Consider the following 24,879-nt stretch of genomic DNA (forward strand, 5'->3'; position numbering starts at 1 on the left):
AAGTGAGGGATCATTTAGCTGATTTTTTAACTTATGCGAAAGGTCTATTTATTTATTTTATTAGCAACAATTTCTGTCTCTATATCTGCTCAGGACGATCTGCTGTACGCCGATGACAGTATCAGGGAACAATACAATATAGCTATGCGGGACCCGAATATATTCAGGCCCAGACACTTTGAGATATCGGAGGCTGAAGCTATAAGAATGGCTGACAGAATGCCGTCGTTTGCAGTGTATAAAGATACATACTTTGTAACCGGAATACCGTTGAATGAGGAAATTACAAACACCTCGGCCGATGCCAGCTTTCAGATCAGCATCAGGCAGCGGCTGACTAAGAGCGTGCTTCCGTTCAAAACATTCGCTTACCTGACATATACACAAAAATCATTTTGGGATATATATGCCGAATCCAGTCCTTTCAGGGATACTAATTATAACCCGGGATTAGGTTTGGGTAAATACATATTTCATGATAAAAAGCTGGTGGGGGCTATGTTTGCCCAGCTTAAACATGAATCGAACGGGCGCGACGGGGAAGATTCGCGTAGTTGGAATTACCTGAGCATATCTATGAAGTATTATTTCAATGCACGCTTCAATCTGTCCGGCGAATTTTGGATACCTTATGTAGACGGGGGTAACAACAAGGATTTGATCGATTACAGAGGTATCGGTTACTTGTCGATAAACTATATAAGCGATAAGCACAAATGGTGGTTGTCCGCTGAATTAAACCCCAAAAGAGGTTTTGGCAATGTGAATACAACGCTCACGGCAAGTTTCAGGATTTCAGAGAAAGCCAACCAGTACCTGTTTGCACGTTTCTTTCATGGATATGGTGAAAGTCTGCTGGATTATGATAAATATTCAATGAATATCCGGTTGGGAATATGCATTAAACCTGATTTTTACAGCATCTTTTAGGTTTAGAATTGCTTCTTCTGAAAAATATCTATGGCTGACAGCTTTGGTTTCCAAGCACAGCATTAAAAACTTTTTTTACTAAACTAAACAGTAATGAAAACTTTTAAACTTCAGACATGGCATTTCGGGCTAATGCTTATTGCATTAAGTATAGTTACTAATATTATAGGAACCTGGGCGGTAAACAGTATTCCTGATAAAATTGAAGATAGCCGGTTTGTAGAACTGAATGATAAAACCTTTGATGAAGCGATCCGTTCCGGTACCGGTTTTGTCCTTTTTTATAAAGAAAATTCAGATTTGTGTGACAAAATGGAATATAATCTCAACCAATTACCTGCAGATGATAATGAAAAGATTAATTATTATAAAGTAAATATTGCCCAATTCTACGCTCTGGAAGCAAAATATCGTATATCCGGTGTCCCGAGTGTACTGATATACAAAGACGGAAAAGAAGCTGAGAGGATTTTGGGAGTTATTCCTGAATCTAATTTAAAAATAATTTACAACAGAGTTATAAAATGAAAGTATGTATCAATCCCAAATATAGCGGACTCTCGGAATTTGTAGGTTCGATCCCTGAAATTTTTTCCCGGCAAGGAGAATTGGTATATGATGCGCGTAATACGATCAAGCTGTTCCGGATAAATGGTTTCTCTATAAATGTAAAATCGTTTAAAAGGCCTATTCTAATCAACCGCTTTGTATATAAATACATCAGGAAGTCCAAGGCCGAAAGATCTTTTAATAATGCGATATCTGTTCTGGATAAAGGGGTTAACACCCCTGAGCCTATCGCGTATATCGATATTTGTAAAAACAGGCTGTTGTCCGAGTCATACTATATCTCCATCCACGAAAATGTAGAAGGTACAATGAGAGAAGTATACAGGCAGACGGAGAAAGAAAGCAAGGAATTAATACAGGCTTTTACGACGTTTACAGCCGAAATACATAAAAGAGGAATACTTCATAAAGATTATTCACCGGGAAATATCTTGTATAAAACTACCAAAGATGGCTATCAGTTTTATCTGGTAGACCTCAACCGGATGTCGTTCGGATACATCAGTTTACTGGATAGCTGTAAAAGCTTCAGACGGATCAAAGCCAATGATAATACATTGAATTATATTGGTGAAGAATATTCAAAAATCCGTAAATATGATGAAAAAATATGCCAAAAACTAATACATCAGTATAACCGGCGTTTTTGGAAGAAATATCTATTGCGTCATCCCGAATGTGAAAACCAATATTGAGAATTTAAATATATAGAATATGTATATTAACGCAACCGGGTACTATATCCCTCCCACAAGAGTTACCAATGACTATTTTACGGAAATGAATGGTCTTAGCAGTGACTGGATTTTGCAAAGAACCGGCATACGCTCACGTTCAAGAGCTACCGAAAAAGAAACGATGAACTATATGTGTGCTGAAGCGGTAAGTAATGCTTTGCCCAAACTGCCTTACAATATCAACGATGTGGATTTGATCATATTTGCTTCATATACACCGTCAGATACAATTGCCACGGCCGGGCATTACATACAACGGGAATACAATATATCCGGCGCCAAAGTATTTCACATATCTTCGGCCTGTTCTTCTGCGATCAACGCCATGGAAATCATATACTCGTTTTTCTCTTCCGAAATAGCAAGTAAGGCCTTGTTGATATGTGCCGACCGGAATTCGACATATTCGGATGATACCGATTGTATGTCAGGCCATCTATGGGGAGACGGGGCTGTCGCCTATTTCTTCTCAGACACTGCACAGACCGGAAATGATCCTCATGTCATTGATATAACAACTCAGGGGTTGGGACACGTAGGGTTGGGACCGCAGAGCGTTTTTCTCACACCCGGCAATGGCGGACTGCAAATGCCATACGGGAAAGATGTGTTCCTGTATGCTTGCAATTATATATCTCAAAATACGAGAGAGATCGTAGAGAACAGCGGATATACTCTCGACAGGCTGTCTTATTTTATAGGCCATCAGGCCAATATGAGAATATTGAAGAATGTAACCAAGCAGCTCGATTTGAGCACTGATATAATATTATCCAATATAGAAGAATTAGGCAACACAGGTTCGGCCAGCGCCTTATTGGTATATGCACAGAATACCGGCAGGTTCCGGTCCGGAGACTTGATATGCATATCCGTTTTTGGCGGAGGATATTCCGCTGGTACATGCTTATTAACAATGCCTTAAGATACAAAAACAATAAAAAGATTTGTTATGGTTAATCAAAGAACTTTAAAGAATAGTTTTTCACTAAGTGGAAAAGGGTTGCACACAGGACTTAATATCAACATTACGTTCAATCCTGCACCTGAAAACCATGGGTATAAAATCAGACGTACAGATGTTCTGGGACAGCCGGTAATAGATGCTTTGGCCGAAAATGTATCGGCTACACAACGAGGCACCGTATTGTCGGCCAATGGCGTGCAGGTCAGCACCGTAGAGCATGCATTGGCTGCCCTCTACGCATGTGAGATAGATAACTGTCTGATAGATGTCGACGCACCCGAATTTCCCATCTTGGATGGAAGTTCTATTGCCTATGTAAGCAAGATAAAAGAAACCGGCATACAACAGCAAGACACTGAAAGAAAATATATTACATTCAAACGGAAAAGAATCAAGGTAGTAGATAAAGCCACTGGTTCCTCCATGCTCTTATTACCTGACGATTCATTCAGTATCCAATCACATATCGCATTCAACTCGGCACTACTGAGACGACAGGATGCAAGTCTGAATGATTTGTCCGAGTTTACTAAAGACTTCGCCTCTGCCAGAACATTTGTCTTTGTGCGCGAAATAGAGCCTTTATTACAGAATAATCTGGTAAAGGGCGGTGACCTGGATAATGCTATCATAATATACGACAAGCCAATCGAACAAGATAATTTCGACCATTTGGCAGACGTAATGGGCGTAAAGAGAAAGGATGCCAATAAATTAGGATATATCATGAATAAACCGTTACTTTATCCTAACGAACCGGCCAGACATAAACTTCTCGATATCATAGGGGATATAGCATTGGTAGGCCATTTTATAAAAGGAAGGATTATCGCGAATTGCCCGGGGCATAAAATCAATAATCTGTTTGCCAGAGCTATACGCGAAGCAATAAAAGAACCTAAATCAACGAAAGTTGCTATGCTTGCAGAACCGGTACATTCCGGGCAATTTTATTGGAATCATCCCTAAAAATTCTGATTATGAATAAGATATTGGCTTTCATTACGAATAATAGTACCATACTATTAGGCATGTTGACCGGAATGGTTATAGGTTTTGTCTATTGGTTCTATTTTGCATGTTATTGGGGTACCTATCCCTTATCGGCCGAGTGTTGGGTCAATTGCTGCTATGGCGCTCTATTGGGCGGGTTTGTATCAAGCCTGATGGATAACAAGAATGTATGATTCATTTTATAAATTAAAACTAGTAAATTATGCTGAAAAATGACATTGGAATTAATGCAGGTATAATATGGAATTTACTGGCTGAAAAAGGTAAGTTAACCATAAGGGAAATCGGGGAATTCTCCGATTTTAAGGACTCTCTTATAAATATGGCGCTAGGATGGTTGTCAAGAGAGAACAAAGTTCGTTTCTTTGACGAAAATGGTCATCTATACATCGAATTGAATCACTCCGTATCAGAAACATATTATTGATTAAATTTATTCATTATAGAAAAAAGCGTTATTTAGATAATAACGCTTTTTTTGTTTTCAATATAAGGGATACGGAAAACCAAAAAGGTTCAATAAGGTGAAATTTCCTTATAATTTAATTAAAATTCCAAAAACAAATAAGTAAGCTGGCATGTTTATCTCGAGAAGACATAAGGATCTATAAATTCTATCACATCTATACACTACATACCTTATCATTTTATTTTACGAACTACAGGTTTTTGGTATAAAATAAAAGGAAGGAATAGAAAATGGAAAGGAATATTATAATTTACTTATTGTCATTAATAGGGTTGTATGCATGTACAGATAGCGGTGACATTGAAATGGCTCACTTCACAATCTCGGCTAGAGATGTAGTGACAAACGAATTTATCGGTGGAGGGAAGTATCAGGTACTCGATTACAACAATGAAGTTGTTGCCACATATACTCTCCACGAAGGTAAAATAGAGGTCACAAACCTGCCGGCTAAAAATTATACAGTAGTAGAAGTTACACCTCCCAGTGGTTATGTGGGGAATGAAAAAGAAAAGAAGTATCTATATTTCAATAAGAATTCAGAAGATTTCGTTTTTCGATATATAGACAAAAATACAAGGGCTTTACCTGAATCGATGAAGGTAAACTTTTTTACTACTGAAGGAAACCAGCTTCTTGGCGAATACAATGCAGTGCGTGTGGGCGAATATTATTGGATGGACCGTAATTTTTACCATACAGTGAAATGGGGCAATGATTTTGAAAATATCTATCCTATCACCCAAAGCGTTCTTAACCGCTATTTGGAACGCATCAGGATAGCCCCGTCACAATTCCAGTTACAGGATATTGGCGATTTTGAAAAAAGTTATGGCCGATATTACAGCTACCCAAGTATATTATATATGAATAAATATGGCGTAATGCGCGACCAGAACGATCAGGATATCAAAGGATGGAAAATACCTGCGCCGGAAGATTACAGGCAATTATTCGCCATGTGCCCCTTCAACACCACGTACGACGGCCCTCATACCAGACTTAATGAACGTGATGTACGCTTTGCATTGGGTGCCGGGGCCGGAGATAACCCTTTGGCTTATAATATCGCTAATCCGGGCGGTGGCCCATATAAAACGTACTGGTTTGATCAAAAAAATACGACCAATAAGTATAAATTCAATCTGATGCCCGGGGGAGCAAGATTAAACGGGGATGGCCCTTGGTGTAACGGATTGGGACCTACAAACGGCTGCTATACCGATGGGAAGAAAGGAGATATTTACCACCTTTTTTACTCAGCATACATGGCTGTACAACTTTGGAACGACGAATTGTCCATGGGCGTGGTCATGCTACATGACTTTGTAGATACTAAAGATGTATTAAGCTACCACATGATGAATGTGCGCTGGTGCAGAAGGCTTAGCGATATAGAACTCGGCTATAAATTATATATAAATGCAGATCAGACGGATATAAAGAAACTTGATCTGGAAACACCTGCCCCAAGCGGATATATAGAACTGCCTCACGGATATGTGCGGGGTTTTTATGTGCAGTATATCCTAAACAATCCGGCATCAAATATAACAGTGAGTAATATTGTAGATTATGCGAGGAATGTAGAGGATAATTATACATTTGAAAATAGAGCGAATTTGAGTGTCATCTTGTAAATAGAATTAAACACAGTTCTGATGGCAAAGGCGGATGGTTTCATATAAACTATCCGTCTTTTTATTATTTTCAACTGAACATAAATCATTGTGGCCGTGTTTAGTATATATGTTTAATTAAATCTGCCATTAGTCATGAAAAAGAATGAAATAGTAAAGTCGCCACAGGATTTTGTGGCCTATGAGGAAGCCAGAAAAGATAAAGGTAACAGCTCCTGTCCGGCCATCATCAGCGAAAAAGAGGTTAAGGCTGCCCTGAATAAAATTAATCCTGATGAAGACAGTATGAAAAGCAGAGGTTAATATCAAAATTATGCTGCAATACTCCCTGTATGTGCACTCTATAGGGAGTTTCTATATACATGCCGGCTAAAAACCATAACACTCATAAATATCCGATGGCTGTAAAAAGCTGAATCCTATTGTGATAATACCAGTCAATGATACTTTTTCATCTACTTTATAAATACATTTTCATTTTTTATTATCTATTTATTATACGATATATCAGTTAACTTATATATATTTGTTATATTCAAAAAGGCAAAAAACTACTATGAGCAAATATAACATCTTAACGTCACTGCTATGCATCACTATTATATGTCTCACTACAATAGGTGCCTCAGCCCAGAAAAGAACTACAAGCAAAAAAGAACCTGTTATAGCCAAGGTCGATTCTACCGAAATCATATTAACCCAGGCCAAGGGCGCGCCCGTAGCTCCTTTCACCGATACACTATTCCTTATACATGGCGGAGTAGGATCTTTTACCGTCGATCAGAGAGCATCTGCTATTGAAGACAAAATACGATTGCTGGAAGAGTATCCCCTTTTTAATCCGGATTCTCTAAAACTAGTTGAGTTTAGCGACCAGATAAATATAGTATATGACGACCAGAAATACCAAAATTCCAGAATCATAATCAGTATAGATACGTTGCAGGCTCAGATATACGGCAGGACAAAACTGGAGTTAGCCGCTTCGTATCGCAATATTATAATAAGTGCCATTGACAAGCGGCAGAGCGAAACCAGTTGGCAACGGATAGGACTGCAAGCCTTGTTCGTTATACTGATAATTGCAGGAGAATATTTCTTCCTGCGGGGATTCCGGTTCGGATATCGCAGATTGAAGATTTTCGTACGGAAACAGCGGCATAAGAAAGTCAAAGGCCTGTTTGGCATTATCGAAGCTGAGAAAGCCGAACAAATCATATTTGCCTTGCTCAAAATTCTGCGCTTCGTATTGATAGTAGCCTCTTTGTTCGTGTGTACCCTGTTGTTCTTCAAGATATTCCCACATACGACAGGCTTATCGGACCAACTTCTCGACTATGTTATATCGCCTGTAAAAAGGATCGCGATCAGTATTAAGAACTATCTGCCAAACCTGTTTACAATATTGGTTATTGCTTTTATATTCAGGTTTATAAAGAAATTCCTCCGTTCTATTACAGATAAAATATCAGACAATAAGATTACGTTCAAAGGCTTTTATCCCGATTGGGCTAAACCTACATACAATATTGTCATAGCCATACTTATGGTATTCACATTTATCCTGATATTTCCCTATCTCCCTAATTCGGACTCACAGATATTCCAGGGCGTATCCGTATTCCTGGGGTTGATGATATCGCTGGGTTCCACATCCGTTATCGGGAATATCATTGCCGGGTTTGTAATCACATATATGAGGCCTTTTAAAATAGGAGACCGTGTGAAAATGGATGATACCGTGGGCAACGTGATAGAGAAAACGGCTTTGGTGACCCGTGTGAAAACAGCCAAGAATGAGGTAATCACTATACCCAATTCCAGTGTAATGAGCACGAAGACTGTTAATTATACTTTCTCCGCGAGCCAGTATGGGCTGATACTCTATACAACAGTCACTATCGGCTATGATGTGCCATGGAGACTGGTACACGAGTTATTGCTAAAAGTCGCATATAAGACTGACAACCTGAGCCGGAAGCAAAAGCCTTTTATCATGCAAACAGCCTTTGAAGACTTCTATGTAGAATATCAGCTGAATGTATTCACAAAAGATGCCAATAAGATGAACGATATATATTCCGACCTTCGAAAGAATATACAGGATGTTTTCAAAGAAGCCGGTATAGAAATACTATCGCCTCATTACCGGGTTAACCGCGTTGTAAACATACATGAATTTAACGAAGACCCTCAACCTGAAGACGCTTCCGGAGAAGGTTAAGCTATTTAAAAGAAACAAATTTAAGACATACCGGCATATCCAGTTTTATATCTTTAAATGTATCTTCCAGTAAGCCTGTATTTTCGTTTCGGAGGAATATCTGGATTATATCGCTGTCACGGCTTGCCACAAGCAGGTATTTACCATTCGGTGTGATGGCAAAATTACGGGGATGTACCCCTGTTTCCTGATAGCCCGCCTTAGTCAGTTTCCCGTCGGCCTGATTGATTGAAAATATCGCCAACCCGTCACCTTTCAGGCGATTGGACGCATACAGGAATTTGCCATCGGGAGATATATGTATATCTGCGCTTCCCTTGGCGTTAAGAGTATCAGCCTGTACAGATTGTATTTCGGTAAGATTTCCCTTTATCCCGTCATAATTAAAGGCAATTACAGCACCGGACAACTCATTGATGAGATAGGCGTATTTACCGCTCGGATGAAATTCAAGATGGCGCGGTCCCGATGCACCGGTAACCTTAAACGATGAAGGTGTTCCCTGTTTCAGATAGTCACCTGTGGCATTTGGGTTTACATCGAATTTATGTATTTTATCTGTTCCCAGATCGTCGGCAAGCAGATATTTTCCGTCGGGCGAAAACATCACACAATGTATATGCGGCTTTGTCTGACGCTCTGTATCTGCACCTTGGCCGGTAAAACTTATAACCTGAGAGACAGGAGTAAGCGAACCGTCTTCTTTTACGCCAAATACGCTAAGGCTTCCTCCCGAATAGTTCGCCGTAATCACATGCTTACCTGTGGCATCTACTGAAATATAGCAAGGATCTGCGCCTTTAGCCGGTTCTGTATTCAGGTGTTTCAATTCACCTTTATTCTTATCGAAAGAATAAGCATTGGCGGCGGCGCTATTGTCACCCGTTTCGGTCACTGCATAAACAAACTTTTCATCTTTACTGACAGTCAGGTAAGACGGGTTTGTAACTTTAACCATGCTTTTATATTGGGAATATCCCGATACCGTATCGAACTGATATACGTATATTCCTTCACTCTCACCTGAGGTATAGGTGCCGACAAGAAGATACATGCTGGTTTTGTCTGATATAGATTCCATATTTATAGTGTCGGTTTGATTATCTGTCAAATTATCTGAAGCATTTTTTTTATTATTACATGACAATAGTGAAAGTGCAACAGCTGTTGATAATAAAATGTATTTACACATAATTTTCATATTTACTTATTTAAAAACGTTTTACAAAACAAAAGAAAGCAAAATTTATCAGTCTGGCACATATTTAGCTAATAAAATTAAGGACGCAACGGATTCCTTAAAAACCTTACAAACTTTACACTTTTCAGTGAACAGTAAACAGTCATCAACTTGTAACTCGTAACTTGTCTACTTGTATCTCGTGTCTCTTTTACTCGTAACTGCCCGAAGGGCGCAGAAATAACATTCGCCGAAGCGAAGGCGAGGCAAACTCGTAACTGTTCGCATATATAGATAAAATTCAAAAGGAAATATTCATATATTTATCCTAAATTTGAGAGAAATATTTTGTTTTAATAGGATAAAAGGACTATCTTTGTCGGCTGAAAAAGAAGAAATAACTTAAACTACTATAAAATGAAGAAAGATATTCATCCAGAGAATTACCGTCCGGTAGCTTTCAAAGATATGTCAAACGATGAGGTATTTATCTCGCGTTCAACTATCAATGCTAAGGAAACTATCGAAATAGATGGTGTTACTTATCCGCTGGTTAAGCTTGAGATCACCAGTGCGTCTCACCCGTTCTACACAGGTAAACAAAAACTTGTGGATACAGCCGGACGTGTTGATAAGTTTATGAATCGTTATGCAAAACGTACTCAGCCTAAGAAATAACTGATTTTTGCATCGGTCGAAACAATTTAAAAAGCTCTAAAGTTTAACTTTAGAGCTTTTCTATTTTATTCCGGTCAGTCACTCTCCTTGTGTTTGTTTTCTATTAAATGGATAATAATTATGGAAATATAGCAATGAATAAAACCCAACTATTGATTCGTATAAATATTTTATTCTACTTAAAACGCGATATTATTTCACTGCTTTTTTCAATCGGCTTATTATCTCATTACCCAGTTTTGTCTTGGTGTCTATATGCGTCAGAACAGCCTTCACAAAAGCATTCTCTTCGAATACACCACGCACCTGTTCAAAGTCATCTTTCTGCTGGTTACGGTCGCCATCCAGTCCAAAACCGGTACGTGAAGACAGCGAAAATTCCTTTTTAGCATCTTCATATATCATCTTATCCAAGTCTACAACAACCGTTTTCCAACGCTCAACGATATTTATGATATCCTGCGCTGTAATTGTTTCCAAAGACAATCCGTAATATTGCCGGATCTTATCCCATGCCCAGGTCCATTCCAGTGAATAATAATCTTTATGGAGCCGGGCAAAAATAGCATTTATCTCTGCTACCTGTGTTATCTTTTCCGATTCTATATCTGATATCAGCTTGTCTATTTCGGAGCGGGGAGCAAGCATGCCGCCTATATCACTCCATACAAATAGTCCTATATTCGTGTCGGGTTTCAGATAACTCCGTATTTCCTCGTTGCTTGTACATGGACAATTGCCGAGCCGCGATATGATAGAGTTGCCCAAGAACTTATTTATAGCCATATCATAGAGCTTTATGCCTTTATTCAACGACGAGTTTTTAATCCGGCAACCTTTATATGAATAAAAATCGCTGGCTTCGCCACATGTGTCGAGCATTTCCCTTAATATAGATATTGCTTTGAACATTTTTTGTACTGTATAGGGGCTTAACAGATTAAAATTAATCTGGTCCAGCTTCTCCGGGTCTTTGCGCTTATCACGTTTTGGAAATTTTTGCGCGTCGCGGATAGTGCCTACACTTCGCAAGTTGACTCCCGGTACTAAAACCGTTTCGTTCTTATCTTCTATCAGATACGAAAACGGCATGTTCGATGTATCGGTATTGTGGTAGTGGCGCCCCATTATAAGGGAAAACGCGCCGATACGGGACGGCCACAATATATACGAATCGCTGGTTGTTTTGCCTCCGCGCTCCACGATGCCCTGATGTATGGGGCCTAACTTATACATATGATTACTCTGATTAGAGCCCGAACCGGCATTCATGAATGAAAACATTCCGGCAATCAGCAGTGTCGATTTATGGTGTGTAACTGTGTACGGCCCTGCAAATAAGGCGCATGCCTCGCCATTCTCACCCTGGCAATTACTGAAAAACAAAGAATCGCTGGCTGAATATGTGTGTCCCAGCTGGCATGCCTGACCTACAAAACAACGGGAGAGCATTGTTCCGTCTTCTACACGAGATCCCGAGCTTATAATAAAATCGTTGGCCATTACACTATACCCGATATGTACAGGGTCGTACCTATTGCTGTTTATGCTACCGTTTTCCAAATGGCGGGCACCTTCTATAACGGCGCAATCCCCGATACGGACATTCTTTATGGCGCCGGCATTTACTATTGTAACATCGTTGCCGATAGTACCCGTGGTAGAAGTATTTTCTGCGGCATATGCCATTACCATATCCTGCAATTTCTTGGTCAATACCGGACGGTGGCGGTAGAACGAAAGGATATATGCAAAATGCGCGCTTAACTTATCATATATCAATACCTCACGCCCTCCGGTCTCGTTCAGTACACAGGTTTCTACTCCGTTACCAAAAGAAGTCTGCCCATCTACATACAAATGGTGTATATTCTGGATCAGTACATTGTTGCCTATCTTGTAATTTGCAATATAATTCTGAATGTTCTCGATAAGTACATTGTCGCCTAACTCACAATTGTGGAGACAGGCGTGGTGGATGCCTGAATGTTTCTTTAGTCCTCCGGGCAGGGAGAATTCTTCCTCGAAGACACCCATTCTTATTTTACCCGAAAAATTTACATGCCTGATATAATCCGGCCTGAAATTGTCGGCAACCTCTATATTGTCCCAATTATCGGCTATACAGCTTTGCGATTTTAATACGTTTATTTCCTGAGGAGTCAGAGATCTGTAATTCATATTGTTGATTATCAGTTTTATTGTTCGTTGGCCATTCGGATAGCTAATGAATCGTAAAAATAACAAGAAAGAAAGAAAATGTAAGCATAAAATCCTAAAAACTACCCGTTGTATTCTCTATGCCTGAATATTCCGGACAAAAAATAACCTCAACCGTTTATAGTTGAGGTTATTTTTATTATTAAGGTTCAATCACTTTATTCCTGATCCGGCAAGCTAACCGGAGATGCATCTGCACTGTTGTTTAATCGTTCCTGCAAATTATATTTGCGTACCAATCCTGCAACTTCAGGATCGAGTGGGGCGCGGTACGCTTTTGTAGGGTCCAATTCGCAGGCTTTTACCAAATGCCCGATTGCTTCATTGTCGTTACCCGCGCGAATAGAGAGTATTGCTCTCAGATATTCGGTATTTCCTGTCTGCTGCAAATCGTTTAACAGATCCAGGGCCTTGGCGTTGTATCCCATGCACACAAGGCATAATGCCGTATTGTAATCGGGATAAGCCTGCAATATATCCAATGCTTTCCAGTATTCCCTGTCTTGCAGGAAACGGAGCGCCTGTTCATAATCAGGGCGTACTTCGGTATTTACGGTGATTTCTTCCGCCATTCCCGGGCGGGTCATATTGAATATGATATCCGCTTTATTCAATAATGGATATATTGAATCCCTGATGATTTTGAAATCAGCCGGATAGTTTTTCTTTATCTCCTCTTCACATTGGTCCGGATTTACTGCTTGTGTCAGCATATCCAGTATTTCAGACTTGTTAGGCATATCGGTCCTCTTAACAACCAAACGAGCCATTGTATTCCAGTCCTCACCACTGTAGCGTGTTTTGAATGCCATTGCCACATCTGCCTTGTTGCCTCCCAGCGACTTCACAAAGTAGTCTTTCAGTGCATTTGCACGCTTCATTGACAATTCGATGTTATCATCGTACGAGCCATCCAATGCTGTTGATACCCGTATAACAACACTATCCATCAATAATTTACCCTCTCCCGTAAATGTACGGTAAGTATCTAATACTTTATCTGCCTGTTTTTTATTGTCCCTGTAATTTATATTGAATGAGGATTTTCCTGCCGCGAATTTAGGATATACGACCATTGTATTATACACATCCCTATGGATTGTTGTGGTCTTGGATATAAGCGTAGAATCCGCCAACTGCGACAAAGACGAGATAAAATAAGACAATGTATCGGACAGAGGGGTGATAAAGCTGCTGCGGTCTATCGCATCTATTTTTGTATTCATAGTCAGACGAAGCCTTCTCATCCCCGGACTTACCGGATAGTCCTGCCTATATACAAAGAAGAAATCACGGTCAGTCTGGATAACGGTATCGAGGCGTGTATTTTCTTCATAAGGAAAGACTATCAGCTCGCGCCTTTTCTCTTCGCGCCTTTCCTTTTTCATCTCGTTAAGCGCTATATCTTCAAATTTATAGCGGCTTTGGGCTATTTCTATAGAGTCCTTAGCTGTCAGATATTGATTTTTGATCTGGTTCATGGCGCGGCCTTCCCTGTAAATGTCCCTGAATCTATCCGGAATCCTTGTCAGGTCTTCACCTTCCAGCATCAGCGTTTTCAGGTTCTTATCGAAGTTCTTCATATAACGGGTATAGGCACCTACTGTATCTTTCCCGGTAGCCCAGTCGCGCAGTACCTGCTCTTTAGCACGGTTCGAATATTCTTTATAAAAATCGAGACGGTAATCATTCTTCTGTTCTACGACAGCCCGGCCTTTTGTCAAATCGTCGGGTTTAGGAACATTCTTCATGTATTTTGCAAAAAAGCCGGTCGTATCTTTTCCTTTTGCAACCTCTTTCATCGCTTTTTCTCTTGCTTTACGTACATTCTCGTAATAGAGTTTTTTGTCGACCCCCGTCTGTTTGGCAGCCATTAATGCTTCCGCATCTTCTTTATTGGTCTTCCATTCTTCAAAATCGGCCTGCCTGCTCCATTCTTTATGATACTGGTTGTAATAGAAGTTTTGCTGAAAAGCGATATCTTCCTCTACCCCTTTATAGTCGACAAATACGCTGTCGTATTGCGATTCATCTACGATGGAATTTACATAGTCTTCATAATCTTTATATGATTGCTTCTGCTTATTGGAGAATTCCTGCCCCTTTAGTACAATAGTTTTAAGCGGCACCACAGAGTCGTTATGCAACAAATTAGGGGACATTGTTACCCTGAAATTAGTGGAGAGCAGTTCTTTCGGTACTCTCATCACAAAGTCCACGTTTACTCTTCCGTTTTGCTCCGGTGTAAAACGCGATTTGGCTGTAACCACTACTTCACTCAAATGTTGTACTTGGCTCAGGTCGAGTACAACATTTGCATTTGGCTTAGATTGGGGTATTGCTTCTGCATTGGTGTAGGTAACCTGTTCGGCTATAACAACCTGGCCTTTATCCTGCCCCTCTATATAAGGCAATTCTATATTAGGCCGCTTTGACTGGGATTGCATAAATAGCTCCTTAGTCATAGCATCATCCTTTGTGACCGGAACTTTGACCTTTACAGGGGGTACATAATTAGCGTATGGGTCGCGGGAAGCCCGTATCTCACGCACTGAATTGGACGTGGAACACGACAACATCAAAGTCAGCGCGGCAATAGGGATGGACAACATACTAGTAAACGATATTCCGGATAATAGTTTGTAAGTTTTTTTCTCCATAAAGTTTATTTTTGGCTCGAAAATCGAAATCGTAAAGTTTGCAATATTTATTGATTTTAAAAACGCTGCAAAGATAATTATTATATAATAAAATTTTGATAACTCCAGGTCTAAATTTTGGAATAATACATATTTTTAAAGCTATTTTCAACAAATATATGCCTGTTTAACACTTTATTGAATATTTTAAATATATTGTAAGGCCTTTTCTTGTTTTCGTCTTAACTATCAGTCGCTTAAACCGGGATAGATCGGCCTGTACTCTTCGTTGTATAGTAATAAGCATACATACACATTCTTTTGCAATATATAAAACGGAATGGATATGCCATGTCGTATCTGAAAATTATCATGTGGCAGACAACCTGTTTATATAGAGATGAATATTGCGCTGAAACAGTATTTATCATTTTTTCGTTCCCGAATGAAGTGCCGGATTATCACTTTAAATTGTATCTTTGTATCTGAAAGAAAAAAGTAAGCTCATAAACAGCGTATTAAGTTTATGAAAAAATATAGAAACCTTATATTTTACACATCTATCATAGGCCTGTTTTCGGCACTGATATATTTTATCGTCAGAGTTGGAAGGTATAATCTGGAAGCTAAACAAAACGTATACGGGCTGGCATCGACCACTTCTGCGTGGAGTGATTTTTTACATCATCTGACCGAAGACTTCGCCGCTCCTGTAGCTGTATTATTATTACAGATAGTAGTTATTTTGTTGGCTGTTAGGGTATTCGGATGGATATGCCAGAAAATAGGGCAACCTACGGTTGTAGGTGAAATTTTTGCAGGAGTAGTTCTCGGCCCTTCTCTCCTGGGACATTATTTTCCTCAGGTATCCGAATTTCTTTTTCCTGCCTCCTCCCTCGAAAATATACGTTTTCTCAGTCAGATAGGCCTTGTCCTGTTTATGTTTATAGTAGGCATGGAACTGAATTTGAGAACCTTAAAAAACAAAGCCAATAATGCCCTTATAATCAGCCATACCAGTATTGCCGTCTGCTTTACATTGGGTGTTCTTGTCGCCTACTGTCTTTTTGGAACTTTTACACACCAAAGTACCATATTTCTCCCTTTCGCGTTATTTATGGGCATTGCCATGAGTATTGCCGCATTTCCCGTCATGGCGCGAATTATACACGAGAGAGGAATCAATAAAACGCCTTTAGGTGCCATTATCATCACATGCGCCGCGATAGATGATATTACGGCCTGGTGCTTATTAGCCGCCGTTATAGCCGTTGTTAAGGCCGGCTCGTTTGCAAGTTCATTGTTTATCATACTTCTCGCTTTGTTATACGTGCTGGCTATGTTCAAGATTGTACGCCCTTTCCTCAAACGGATAGCTGATCTGCAATTGTCTGGCAGAACCATAAGCAAGTCGGTTATCGGTGTGTTTTTCTTGATATTGTTTCTGTCGGCCTATGCTACCGAAATAATTGGTATACACGCGTTGTTCGGTGCATTTCTGGCAGGTGTGATTATGCCGCCCAATCTCAATTTCAGAAATCTGTTTACCGAGAAAATAGAAGATGTCTCATTGGTACTGTTACTTCCTTTATTCTTTGTCTTCACCGGCCTGCGCACTGAAATAGGCCTGCTCAACGAACCGGGCTTATGGATGATCTGCGGGGGGATTGTTTTCCTTGCTATATTTGGGAAAACAATGGGAAGCGCAATTGCCGCACGGTTTGTAGGCAATAATTGGAAAGATAGCCTTACTATCGGGGCACTGATGAATACGAGGGGATTAATGGAACTGGTGGTTCTCAATATCGGGCTCGACCTGGGCATCCTTACCCCCGAAGTCTTTGCTATGATGGTTGTGATGGCGCTAACCACTACATTTATGACCTCTCCTTTGCTTAGTCTTATAGATAAAGTATTTAAGAAAAAGCATGCCGATACAGATTTGGTTGAGGAAGATAAATATAAAATACTGGTATGGTTCCAAAGCCCTGAAATGGGGCGTAAACTAATGTTTCTAGCGAATAGTTTCATAAGGAAGAAGCAAGCGGCTTCGGAACTTACCATGCTTCATCTTTCGGAAGGAAACCTGCTGTATCAATATGGTATAGAGGAAGAAGAAGAGGAGATGTTCAAACCGGTGGAAGAGGAGGCTCACAGCCTGCAACAAAGCTTCATCCCTATATTCAAAGTTGTGGGAGATACCAACAACAGTGTTGCCAAGATTGCAAACAAAGGAGAGTATGACTTTCTGCTGATCGGTTATCAAGGCTCTGTTTTATCAGATAATGTTTTGGGGCGTTTCCTCGGCTTCTCTAACAGGATACTTCATCTACCTAATTATTTACTTACAAAATTAGGGAACCAGAAAAAATGGAGCCGCATGCTGCTGGCACCCCTCGACGAAGGACAAAGGACCATTGTTTCCAAGAGCGATATGCCGGTTGGCATATTTGTTGATAGAGGTATAGATAAAGGACTGGTAAGTATGAGGAATATATTTGTTCCCATACTCGACGAGGACGACATCTTTGTAGGAAGTTTTATGGAACGGCTGGCTGAAAACTCATATGTGCGCATCACTCTTTGGGATGCCATCGGACTGATGGATACTTCGATGGATTTTATAAAATCCGTTCGCGCTATTAAGGCTATAAACCCTTATCTGTTCCAACTTTGGAACAATAATATTCCTATCGATAGTGATATTCTGAAGAAGCAGGATCTGATAATGATCAGCCTCAATAGCTGGAAGGAACTGGATAGCAGAAACCCTAAACTGATGAAAGATGCACCGTCCACTTTAGTCCTTACTAATTAATTGCCGGGACTCTGGTAAACTTGTAACTTATAACTCGTAACTAAAGTATGAATAGCCGCGACATAATTTCATTAAAGAAAGATATTCTTCAAAACCTGTCAAAAAGACAGTTAAAAGATGCCTTTGAGTCATTAATGAAACTGACAATAAATACGCAGGACTGGAAAATTACTGAAACACTCAGTGAACTGGAGACAAACTATAAATTTATGCTCCATTACCTTTTTGAAGGGGTTGAAGACCCTGAGCGGGAGAGTGTGTATCATAACTTATTGCGTTCATTATATGAACTGGCGGATGATTCGGCTGATGAGTTACTCAGAATCGAGTCTTCGAACGTCTTTTACGAAAAACTTCGTGTCAATGCACTGAAAAGTGGTACAATATCCGACTATACTTCACAACTAAAAGATGTGGCCGACTCTATTGCCCTGATTGATCTACTCGAAGACGGTGAAGAGAAAACAAATAGGAAACGTGAGCTGGCTGTAAAACGTGAACGGATAGCATCCGACATGTTCAATATGGTATTCGTCTCGCCGCGCTCCGATGTGAATGACTTTAATAACTATATTTCGTTTATAAATAATTTCGACCTGCCTGTACGTGAAAAAAGCCTGTTCCTGTCGGCGGTTACTTTGAGTCTGTTTCATCGTTTCGATTTCCGCAAAATACAGGTCTTGATGCAGGCTTCAGTTTCAGAAAATATACAACTGAGGGCCAGGGCAATCGTGGGTCTGGTCGTAGTAATGCAAATGTATGACGTGCGCTGGCCGTTATACCCCGAATTGCAGAATCAACTGGATATACTCTCCGAAAAGCCGGAGTTCCGGAAAGCCGTATTAAGAACTATCATACAACTTATCCGTTCGCGGGAAACAGAGCAGATAACCAAAAAGATCAAGGAAGAAATACTTCCTGAGATGATGAAATTCAATAATCTGGCGGGAAGGAAACTCAATATGGATGAACTGATGGGAGGCGATACCGACTTCTCTGAAAAGAATCCCGAATGGCAAAAAGAATTGGAAGAATCCGGCCTGGGCAAAAAATTACAGGAATATTCCAATCTGCAGATGGAAGGAGCAGACGTATTCCACTCTACATTTTCGGGATTAAAGAATTTTTCATTCTTCTCCGATATAGGCAACTGGTTTCTGCCATTTGATCCTTCATACTCTGAATTTTCCACCCTATTCCCTGAAGAAAAGAAAAGCGCCCTGTTACAGGCTGCTGTAGTGGATTCGGGACATATGTGCAATTCCGATAAATATTCATTCTGTCTGAGCCTTCTGCAAATTCCGGCGGCTCAGCGTGAAATGATGCTCGGACGTATGGGGGCTGAATCGGAAGAGATAAAACAGTTGCAAAAGGAGGCCAAGGAAATGAATCCTGCAGTAGATGAAGAAGTGGTGTCGAATCAGTATATCCAGGATTTGTACCGTTTTTTCAAACTGAATCCTTCCCGAAACAGTTTCTATGATATATTCAGGCTGAGTCTCAATTTCTATGATAAGAAATCGATAGCCCCGCTTATATCAAACATAGAAGATATGAAGAAAATAGCACTGTATTGTTTCGAAAAAAATAATTTTGGTGAAGCCCTTGATATCTTCAACCGGCTTATAGCTATCGACGATAAGAGTGATGATATATGGCAGAAGATCGGTTATTGCCGGCAAATGATTAATGATCTGGACGGTGCTCTCGATGCTTATCTGCAAGCAGATTTACTCAAACCTGATAATTCATGGATAATCAAACGTATTGCCCAATTGTACCGTTCGCAGAAACAACCCGAACTATCACTGGAATATTATAAGAAAGCGGCGAAACTGACCCCCGATAATATAAATATAGAATTGAATATCGGTCATTGCTATCTGGAACTGAACGACTACGAACAGGCGTTAAATACTTATTTCAAAGTAGAATTGCTCGACAGTAAAGGGACAAAAGCCCAGCGTCCGATTGCATGGACAGCTTTCCTGCAAAAAAAATATGATCTGGCTCAAAAATACTACATCCGGATATTGGCGGGCAAGCCGACAGTGCATGATTATCTGAATGCCGGACATGTGGAACTATGTATGGGAAACAAAAAGAAATCAATCGAATATTATAAGCAGGCTTTGTATCAGGACAATGATTTTGAATTGTTCCAGATGCTTTTCGATGCTGACAGAGTCACTCTTATCAATCACGGTGTAGACGGGCGGATATTTCCTTTTTTATTCGATCAGGTGAAATACGGAATGGGATAAGTTGGCTGTTTTATAGGCTGTCGCATTTAGCTGAAAGAATATAGAAAAGCCTCTGGAGAAATATATCTCCAAAGGCTTTCAAAATCTAACTGAAAATTTTTATTTAAAATAAGAAGCATCCATAAGAACAAATTCCGGCTGGTCGGCCTTGCGTATCGAAAGCATTACCGGGTCCCATTGAGTAGGCCATCCTCCGAATATTGCTCCCAATCTTATTATCTTGATAGCATGAGCGCCTTTTGCCAGAGCGATGGATTTGTTGCTACGGGAGAAACGGCGGGCAGTGCCATTATTATCCTTCTCATTAGAGATTAAATATGTACCGTCGATCCAGAATTCACTATCTGTATTGAAATAATATATTCCATCCTCAGGGATATTGATATAGCCGGTCAGGATATGGGAATAGAAATCGTCGGCATATACTTCCACATAGTTTTTAACTCTGTATTTGGCATCCAGAGGTGTGGCTATCTGTTCGGTTTCAGCCGGTGTTTTACCATTCAGCTCAGCAACCGTTCTTGCGTATCCTTTGTAATATTCTGCTTTTAGCCCGGGTTTAGCATCTTTCTCCTTTTCTACCGCAGGGGCGTATGTCTGTTTTTCTATTGTAATAGTGCGTACAGGGCTCATTTTATCGGAAAGTAGTACCGAACGTATTTTCAGTGTCGTATTTTCAGTGAATGTCAACGGTTTTGTAAATACTTCCGATTTTAGTGTAGGTTCACTGCCGTCTGTCGTATAAACCATTCTGGCCGGTTCGGTTGTCTTGAAGTCAAGTGTTGCCTGATCTGTAAATGCTACGAAATTACACGAGAATGGCGCACTGACAGAGTCACCCCAGTATTTTATCGTATAAGGGCCTTTATCCTCCGGCATAGGTATGTAGTAATTGATTCCGTGCATATCGAGACGTACACGTTGGTTGTCGATACGTCGTTCAAAATCTTCATAGTTCTTATTTTCCTTTGCGGACCATGTCAATTCAGACAGGGCTATAGCGCGCGGATACATGTCGAGTTCCATCTCCTCACCGGTATAATTATATTCGTTCCACATATTCGCCTGAGCTCCAAGTATGTGATGTCTCTTGTCATCGGCAATTGATTCAGGAACGGGTTCGTAATTATATACCTTCTTCAAAGTCAGAAGTCCGCCTATAGTTACTGTCTGAAGATTAGCATCTCCTTGATATTTATCCACATACAGCCATGCTCCCGGGGTCATAATTACATCATGTCCCATATTTGCCGAAGCGATACCGCCTTCTTCTCCCCGCCAACTCATTACAGTTGCAGATGGAGCAAGTCCGCCTTCGAGTATCTCATCCCAGCCTATCATTTTTTTGTTGTGTTTCAACAGAACTTTTTCTATCCGCTGAACGAAGTAGCTTTGAAGCATCTCTTCCGCACTGTGTTCTTTATTGCCTTTCAATCCAAGTTCCCTGATACGGGCCTGGCACTTAGGGCATTTTTCCCAGCGTATTTTCGGACATTCATCGCCGCCGATATGGAAATATTCACTTTCGAACAAAGGAACTACTTCGGCAATCACATCTTCAAGAAACTGAAATACTGAATCGTTTCCTGCACAGAAAACATCATTTGCAACACCCCAGATGTTACGCACTTCGATTGGTTTTCCGGTGCATGATAATTCCGGATAAGCATGTAATGCCGCCACAGCATGACCGGGAAGTTCTATTTCGGGTATCACTTCTATAAACCGTTCTTTGGCATAGGCTACTACTTCTTTCACCTGTTCCTGCGTGTAGAAGAACGGTCCATAGGTATTTCCTTCACCTTCGGTACGGACAGATCCCATTTCAGTCAGTTTAGGGTATTTCTTTATCTCGATGCGCCAACCCTGGTCTTCTGTCAGATGCCAGTGGAATTTATTGATTTTAAACATAGCCAGTACATCCAGTTGCTTCTTGAGAAAGTCTACATCGACAAAGTGCCGGCATACATCGAGATGTTGACCTCGGTATTTGAAACGGGGTTCATCTTTCACTGTCACGGCCGGAATATTCCAGGCTATGTTTTTTACCAGAGTAGGGCTTTCTATTTCGGCCGGTAGCAATTGCATAACCGTTTGCATACTGTAGAATAATCCCTGAGGTGTTTTTGCCTGTATGTCTATGCCCTGATTAGTTATGTCTAATGTATATCCTTCGTCGTTGACATCCAGTTCAGGAGTGATACTCAGATCGATATAGCCGGAAGCCGGTTTATCTTTTACCGTTTTGATATCGTAGCCTGTCGAAGCCTTTATCTTTGCGGAAAAATAAGCAGCGACCTTATCTATATCTGCATTACCGGAGACGAAAACTATACTTTTTGAAAGTTTAAAAGTATCCTCCTTTTGTGTCAGTTCTAGCGGGATAGGAGTAATGTTTATACCTTGGTTGTAGGGTTTCTCCACAGTTGGTTCCGTTTCGCTGCACGATGTTATCAGCACCATAGCTGCCAGAGAAAACAAAGGAACGAGTTTTTTCATTAGCATAATGATTTAATTTTAATTAAAGGTTCTCTATAATACATACAAATATAAGCATCGTTTAGCTTAGTTGTATTTTAAAACTGTTAATTAACATTTGGAAAGTATACCGTCTCAAATGTTAAAACCTGAGAAGGCTACCTATACAGACTCTATAAAAGCTTCAGAAAAAGATACCAATTACCTCTTTAAAAAAGTAAAAAGCAAGAATGAAAGCTACAGCCAGTTTCATTACTGTTCCGGCCATAAATCCAATGAAGGCTCCAAATCCGGCTTTAAGAGCGGGTTTCGGTTCTTTGCCGTCTATCAGTTCTCCGATGAAAGCTCCTAGAAATGGGAAAAGGATGATACCGAAGGGTTGAAGAAAGAACAGACCGAAGATAATTCCTATTGCACTACCCCAAATACCTTTCTTTCCTCCGCCGAATTTCTGGGTACCCCATATAGGGATATAAAAATCCAGTATCTGTACAATGATGACAACAATGGCCCATATGATTAGAAACCGGGAGGAAAATTCAACCTTCGATGTGAGGTGTAACAGGAAAATACCTGCATAACTGAGCGGAATGCCCGGCAATACGGGTACGATACAGCCGATTATACCCGTGATAATGAGTATCGCGCCTATTATGGTAAGAATAATATCTATAGCCATCCGTTATATATTTCTACAAATATAGTAACTAAATGGATGCCTAATAGTCACCGGTTTTAAAATAAGTCCATCAGGTTATCCATATCTGCCCAGTACAGATGCGTGTAACCTGCGATGACATTCTTATAGCGCAATAGTTTGGTATCTGTGGGTTGCCCTTTGGCTGTGTATTGTTGTACAACGCTTTGTTGTTCGCTTTTTATGGAAGAATAGTGGAATTCGTGTCCTTTGAGTAATACGCCGTTATATTCGAATTGCCTGTAACCCAGTTTGAGCCTCATATTCTCCATTGTGGCTTTTTGGTCGAAAATATTTACCATCGCGTATTCAGTACCGTCTTCATCGGAAATGGATGATGAAAGGTACATCATGCCACCACATTCGGCGAGTGCTTTACCTCCGGCTTCAACGTAATGGCAGATACTGTCCTGCATCGTCCGGTTATTATTTAATTCGCTAAGATATAACTCCGGGTATCCTCCGGGCAGATAGACAAAATCAGATTCAGGCAGATGCTTGTCGTGCAGCGGGCTGAAATAAGACACAGCGCCTATCCTTTTCAGGTATTCCATATTTTCATGATACATGAAGTTAAAAGCCGCATCACGGGCTACGCTTATCCTTAACCCCTGTAAGGGTACGTTAATTTCTTTTATTACTCCTGCATCCGATTCTCTTTTTGCTGTAACGGACAGTAGCCTGTCTATGTCTATATGTTTTTCTATCAGGGCAGCAGCCTTGTCGGCGAAATCATCGAAGCGGTATTGTTCGTCGATATTCAATCCCAAATGGCGGGACGGTATTTCTATATCAGTATTTTTAGGCAGATAGCCCAATGGCTCAAGTCCTGCATCGTGGCAGGCATCTTTTAAGAAATTGTAGTGGCTTTCGGAAGCTACAAAATTGAATATGACGCCTGTAATATTTATCTTATCGGAGAAATTCTTGAAGCCATAGAGCAGGGCCGCTGCCGAATAGGCCATCGATTTTGCATTCAGGACTAATATGACAGGTATATCCAGTTTCTCTGCTATTTGCGCGCTGCTTCCATTCATGCGGTCGTATCCATCGAATAGCCCCATGACACCTTCGGTGATACAGACATCTTTATCCGACGAATATTTATTATACAAATACTTTATATGGCTTTCCGACGATAAGAACAGGTCGAGATTGACAGATTCCTTTCCTGCCGCCAGGACGTGATATTTCGTATCTATATAATCCGGCCCGCATTTAAAGGGTTGTATGTTCAGCCCTCTGTTCCGGAGTGCTCTTAATAAACCTAAAGTAACTGTAGTTTTACCGGAGCCGGAAGCTATCGCCGAGATAAGGAAATTGGATGTATATGTCATGATTCTTCTTTTTCTTC

Annotated in this window: 18 protein-coding genes and 1 pseudogene; 13 read left to right on the forward strand and 6 right to left on the reverse strand. The window is 40.4% G+C overall.

The annotated features are described in order from the left end of the window. Positions 1 to 33 precede the first annotated feature (33 nt). From ACYQ3L_RS14625 to ACYQ3L_RS14670, 10 genes and pseudogenes are all read left to right on the forward strand, one after another. Entirely contained in the window at positions 34 to 930 is an 897-nt protein-coding gene (locus ACYQ3L_RS14625; RefSeq protein WP_380001735.1) for a phospholipase A, read from the forward strand. 93 nt (positions 931 to 1,023) lie between these two features. Further along, positions 1,024 to 1,458 carry a thioredoxin family protein gene (locus ACYQ3L_RS14630; protein ID WP_380001733.1) on the forward strand — a complete coding sequence of 145 codons (435 nt, stop codon included), beginning with the start codon at positions 1,024 to 1,026 and terminating at the stop codon, positions 1,456 to 1,458. Further along, entirely contained in the window at positions 1,455 to 2,195 is a 741-nt protein-coding gene (locus ACYQ3L_RS14635) for a lipopolysaccharide kinase InaA family protein (RefSeq protein WP_380001731.1), read from the forward strand. Before ACYQ3L_RS14630 ends, ACYQ3L_RS14635 begins: the two co-directional genes overlap by 4 nt. 19 nt (positions 2,196 to 2,214) lie before the next feature. Beyond that, positions 2,215 to 3,162, forward strand: coding sequence for a 3-oxoacyl-ACP synthase III family protein (locus tag ACYQ3L_RS14640; RefSeq protein WP_380001729.1), 948 nt, complete (start codon positions 2,215 to 2,217; stop codon positions 3,160 to 3,162). A gap of 27 nt (positions 3,163 to 3,189) precedes the next feature. Then, positions 3,190 to 4,098: pseudogene (locus ACYQ3L_RS14645) on the forward strand (UDP-3-O-acyl-N-acetylglucosamine deacetylase); the annotation flags it as partial. An 86-nt stretch (positions 4,099 to 4,184) separates the two neighbouring features. After that, entirely contained in the window at positions 4,185 to 4,391 is a 207-nt protein-coding gene (locus ACYQ3L_RS14650; protein ID WP_380001727.1) for a hypothetical protein, read from the forward strand. A 29-nt stretch (positions 4,392 to 4,420) separates the two neighbouring features. Continuing rightward, complete coding sequence (locus ACYQ3L_RS14655; RefSeq protein ID WP_380001725.1) at positions 4,421 to 4,645, forward strand: winged helix-turn-helix domain-containing protein; 225 nt, start codon at positions 4,421 to 4,423, stop codon at positions 4,643 to 4,645. 272 nt (positions 4,646 to 4,917) lie between these two features. Next, the gene (locus tag ACYQ3L_RS14660) at positions 4,918 to 6,327 is read left to right on the forward strand and encodes a SpaA isopeptide-forming pilin-related protein (protein ID WP_380001723.1); all 1,410 of its coding nucleotides are present in this window, start codon (positions 4,918 to 4,920) and stop codon (positions 6,325 to 6,327) included. Between the two features lie 135 nt (positions 6,328 to 6,462). Further along, entirely contained in the window at positions 6,463 to 6,630 is a 168-nt protein-coding gene (locus ACYQ3L_RS14665) for a hypothetical protein (protein ID WP_380001721.1), read from the forward strand. Positions 6,631 to 6,883: 253 nt separating this feature from the next. After that, positions 6,884 to 8,551, forward strand: a complete 1,668-nt coding sequence (locus ACYQ3L_RS14670) for a mechanosensitive ion channel family protein (RefSeq protein ID WP_380001719.1) — start codon at positions 6,884 to 6,886, stop codon at positions 8,549 to 8,551. A gap of 1 nt (position 8,552) precedes the next feature. Here the strand turns inward: ACYQ3L_RS14670 and ACYQ3L_RS14675 are convergent, their stop codons facing one another. Then, positions 8,553 to 9,743, reverse strand: coding sequence for a lactonase family protein (locus tag ACYQ3L_RS14675; protein ID WP_380001745.1), 1,191 nt, complete (start codon positions 9,741 to 9,743; stop codon positions 8,553 to 8,555). A gap of 405 nt (positions 9,744 to 10,148) precedes the next feature. On the opposite strand from ACYQ3L_RS14675, the gene ACYQ3L_RS14680 reads away from it, so the two are divergent. Continuing rightward, entirely contained in the window at positions 10,149 to 10,409 is a 261-nt protein-coding gene (locus ACYQ3L_RS14680) for a type B 50S ribosomal protein L31 (protein ID WP_380001717.1), read from the forward strand. Positions 10,410 to 10,601: 192 nt separating this feature from the next. On the opposite strand, the gene ACYQ3L_RS14685 is transcribed toward ACYQ3L_RS14680, so the two are convergent. Both ACYQ3L_RS14685 and ACYQ3L_RS14690 read right to left on the reverse strand, forming a co-directional pair. Further along, complete coding sequence (locus ACYQ3L_RS14685; RefSeq protein ID WP_380001715.1) at positions 10,602 to 12,590, reverse strand: DUF4954 family protein; 1,989 nt, start codon at positions 12,588 to 12,590, stop codon at positions 10,602 to 10,604. Positions 12,591 to 12,787: 197 nt separating this feature from the next. Beyond that, the gene (locus ACYQ3L_RS14690) at positions 12,788 to 15,289 is read right to left on the reverse strand and encodes an OmpA family protein (RefSeq protein WP_380001713.1); all 2,502 of its coding nucleotides are present in this window, start codon (positions 15,287 to 15,289) and stop codon (positions 12,788 to 12,790) included. A gap of 505 nt (positions 15,290 to 15,794) precedes the next feature. Here ACYQ3L_RS14690 and ACYQ3L_RS14695 point away from each other — a divergent pair. Both ACYQ3L_RS14695 and ACYQ3L_RS14700 read left to right on the forward strand, forming a co-directional pair. Continuing rightward, complete coding sequence (locus tag ACYQ3L_RS14695) at positions 15,795 to 18,086, forward strand: cation:proton antiporter (protein WP_380001711.1); 2,292 nt, start codon at positions 15,795 to 15,797, stop codon at positions 18,084 to 18,086. Between the two features lie 47 nt (positions 18,087 to 18,133). Then, positions 18,134 to 20,350 carry a tetratricopeptide repeat protein gene (locus ACYQ3L_RS14700; RefSeq protein ID WP_380001709.1) on the forward strand — a complete coding sequence of 739 codons (2,217 nt, stop codon included), beginning with the start codon at positions 18,134 to 18,136 and terminating at the stop codon, positions 20,348 to 20,350. A gap of 99 nt (positions 20,351 to 20,449) precedes the next feature. Here the strand turns inward: ACYQ3L_RS14700 and ACYQ3L_RS14705 are convergent, their stop codons facing one another. The 3 genes from ACYQ3L_RS14705 to ACYQ3L_RS14715 all read right to left on the reverse strand — a co-directional run bounded on the left by ACYQ3L_RS14705 (position 20,450) and on the right by ACYQ3L_RS14715 (position 24,862). After that, positions 20,450 to 22,849, reverse strand: a complete 2,400-nt coding sequence (locus ACYQ3L_RS14705; RefSeq protein ID WP_380001707.1) for a family 20 glycosylhydrolase — start codon at positions 22,847 to 22,849, stop codon at positions 20,450 to 20,452. A 163-nt stretch (positions 22,850 to 23,012) separates the two neighbouring features. After that, on the reverse strand, positions 23,013 to 23,507 hold the full coding sequence (locus ACYQ3L_RS14710) for a DUF456 domain-containing protein (RefSeq protein ID WP_380001705.1): 495 nt from the start codon (positions 23,505 to 23,507) through the stop codon (positions 23,013 to 23,015). 56 nt (positions 23,508 to 23,563) lie between these two features. Beyond that, complete coding sequence (locus tag ACYQ3L_RS14715; RefSeq protein ID WP_380001703.1) at positions 23,564 to 24,862, reverse strand: cobyrinic acid a,c-diamide synthase CobB; 1,299 nt, start codon at positions 24,860 to 24,862, stop codon at positions 23,564 to 23,566. Positions 24,863 to 24,879: the final 17 nt, after the last annotated feature.

The organism is Dysgonomonas termitidis (assembly GCF_054657735.1).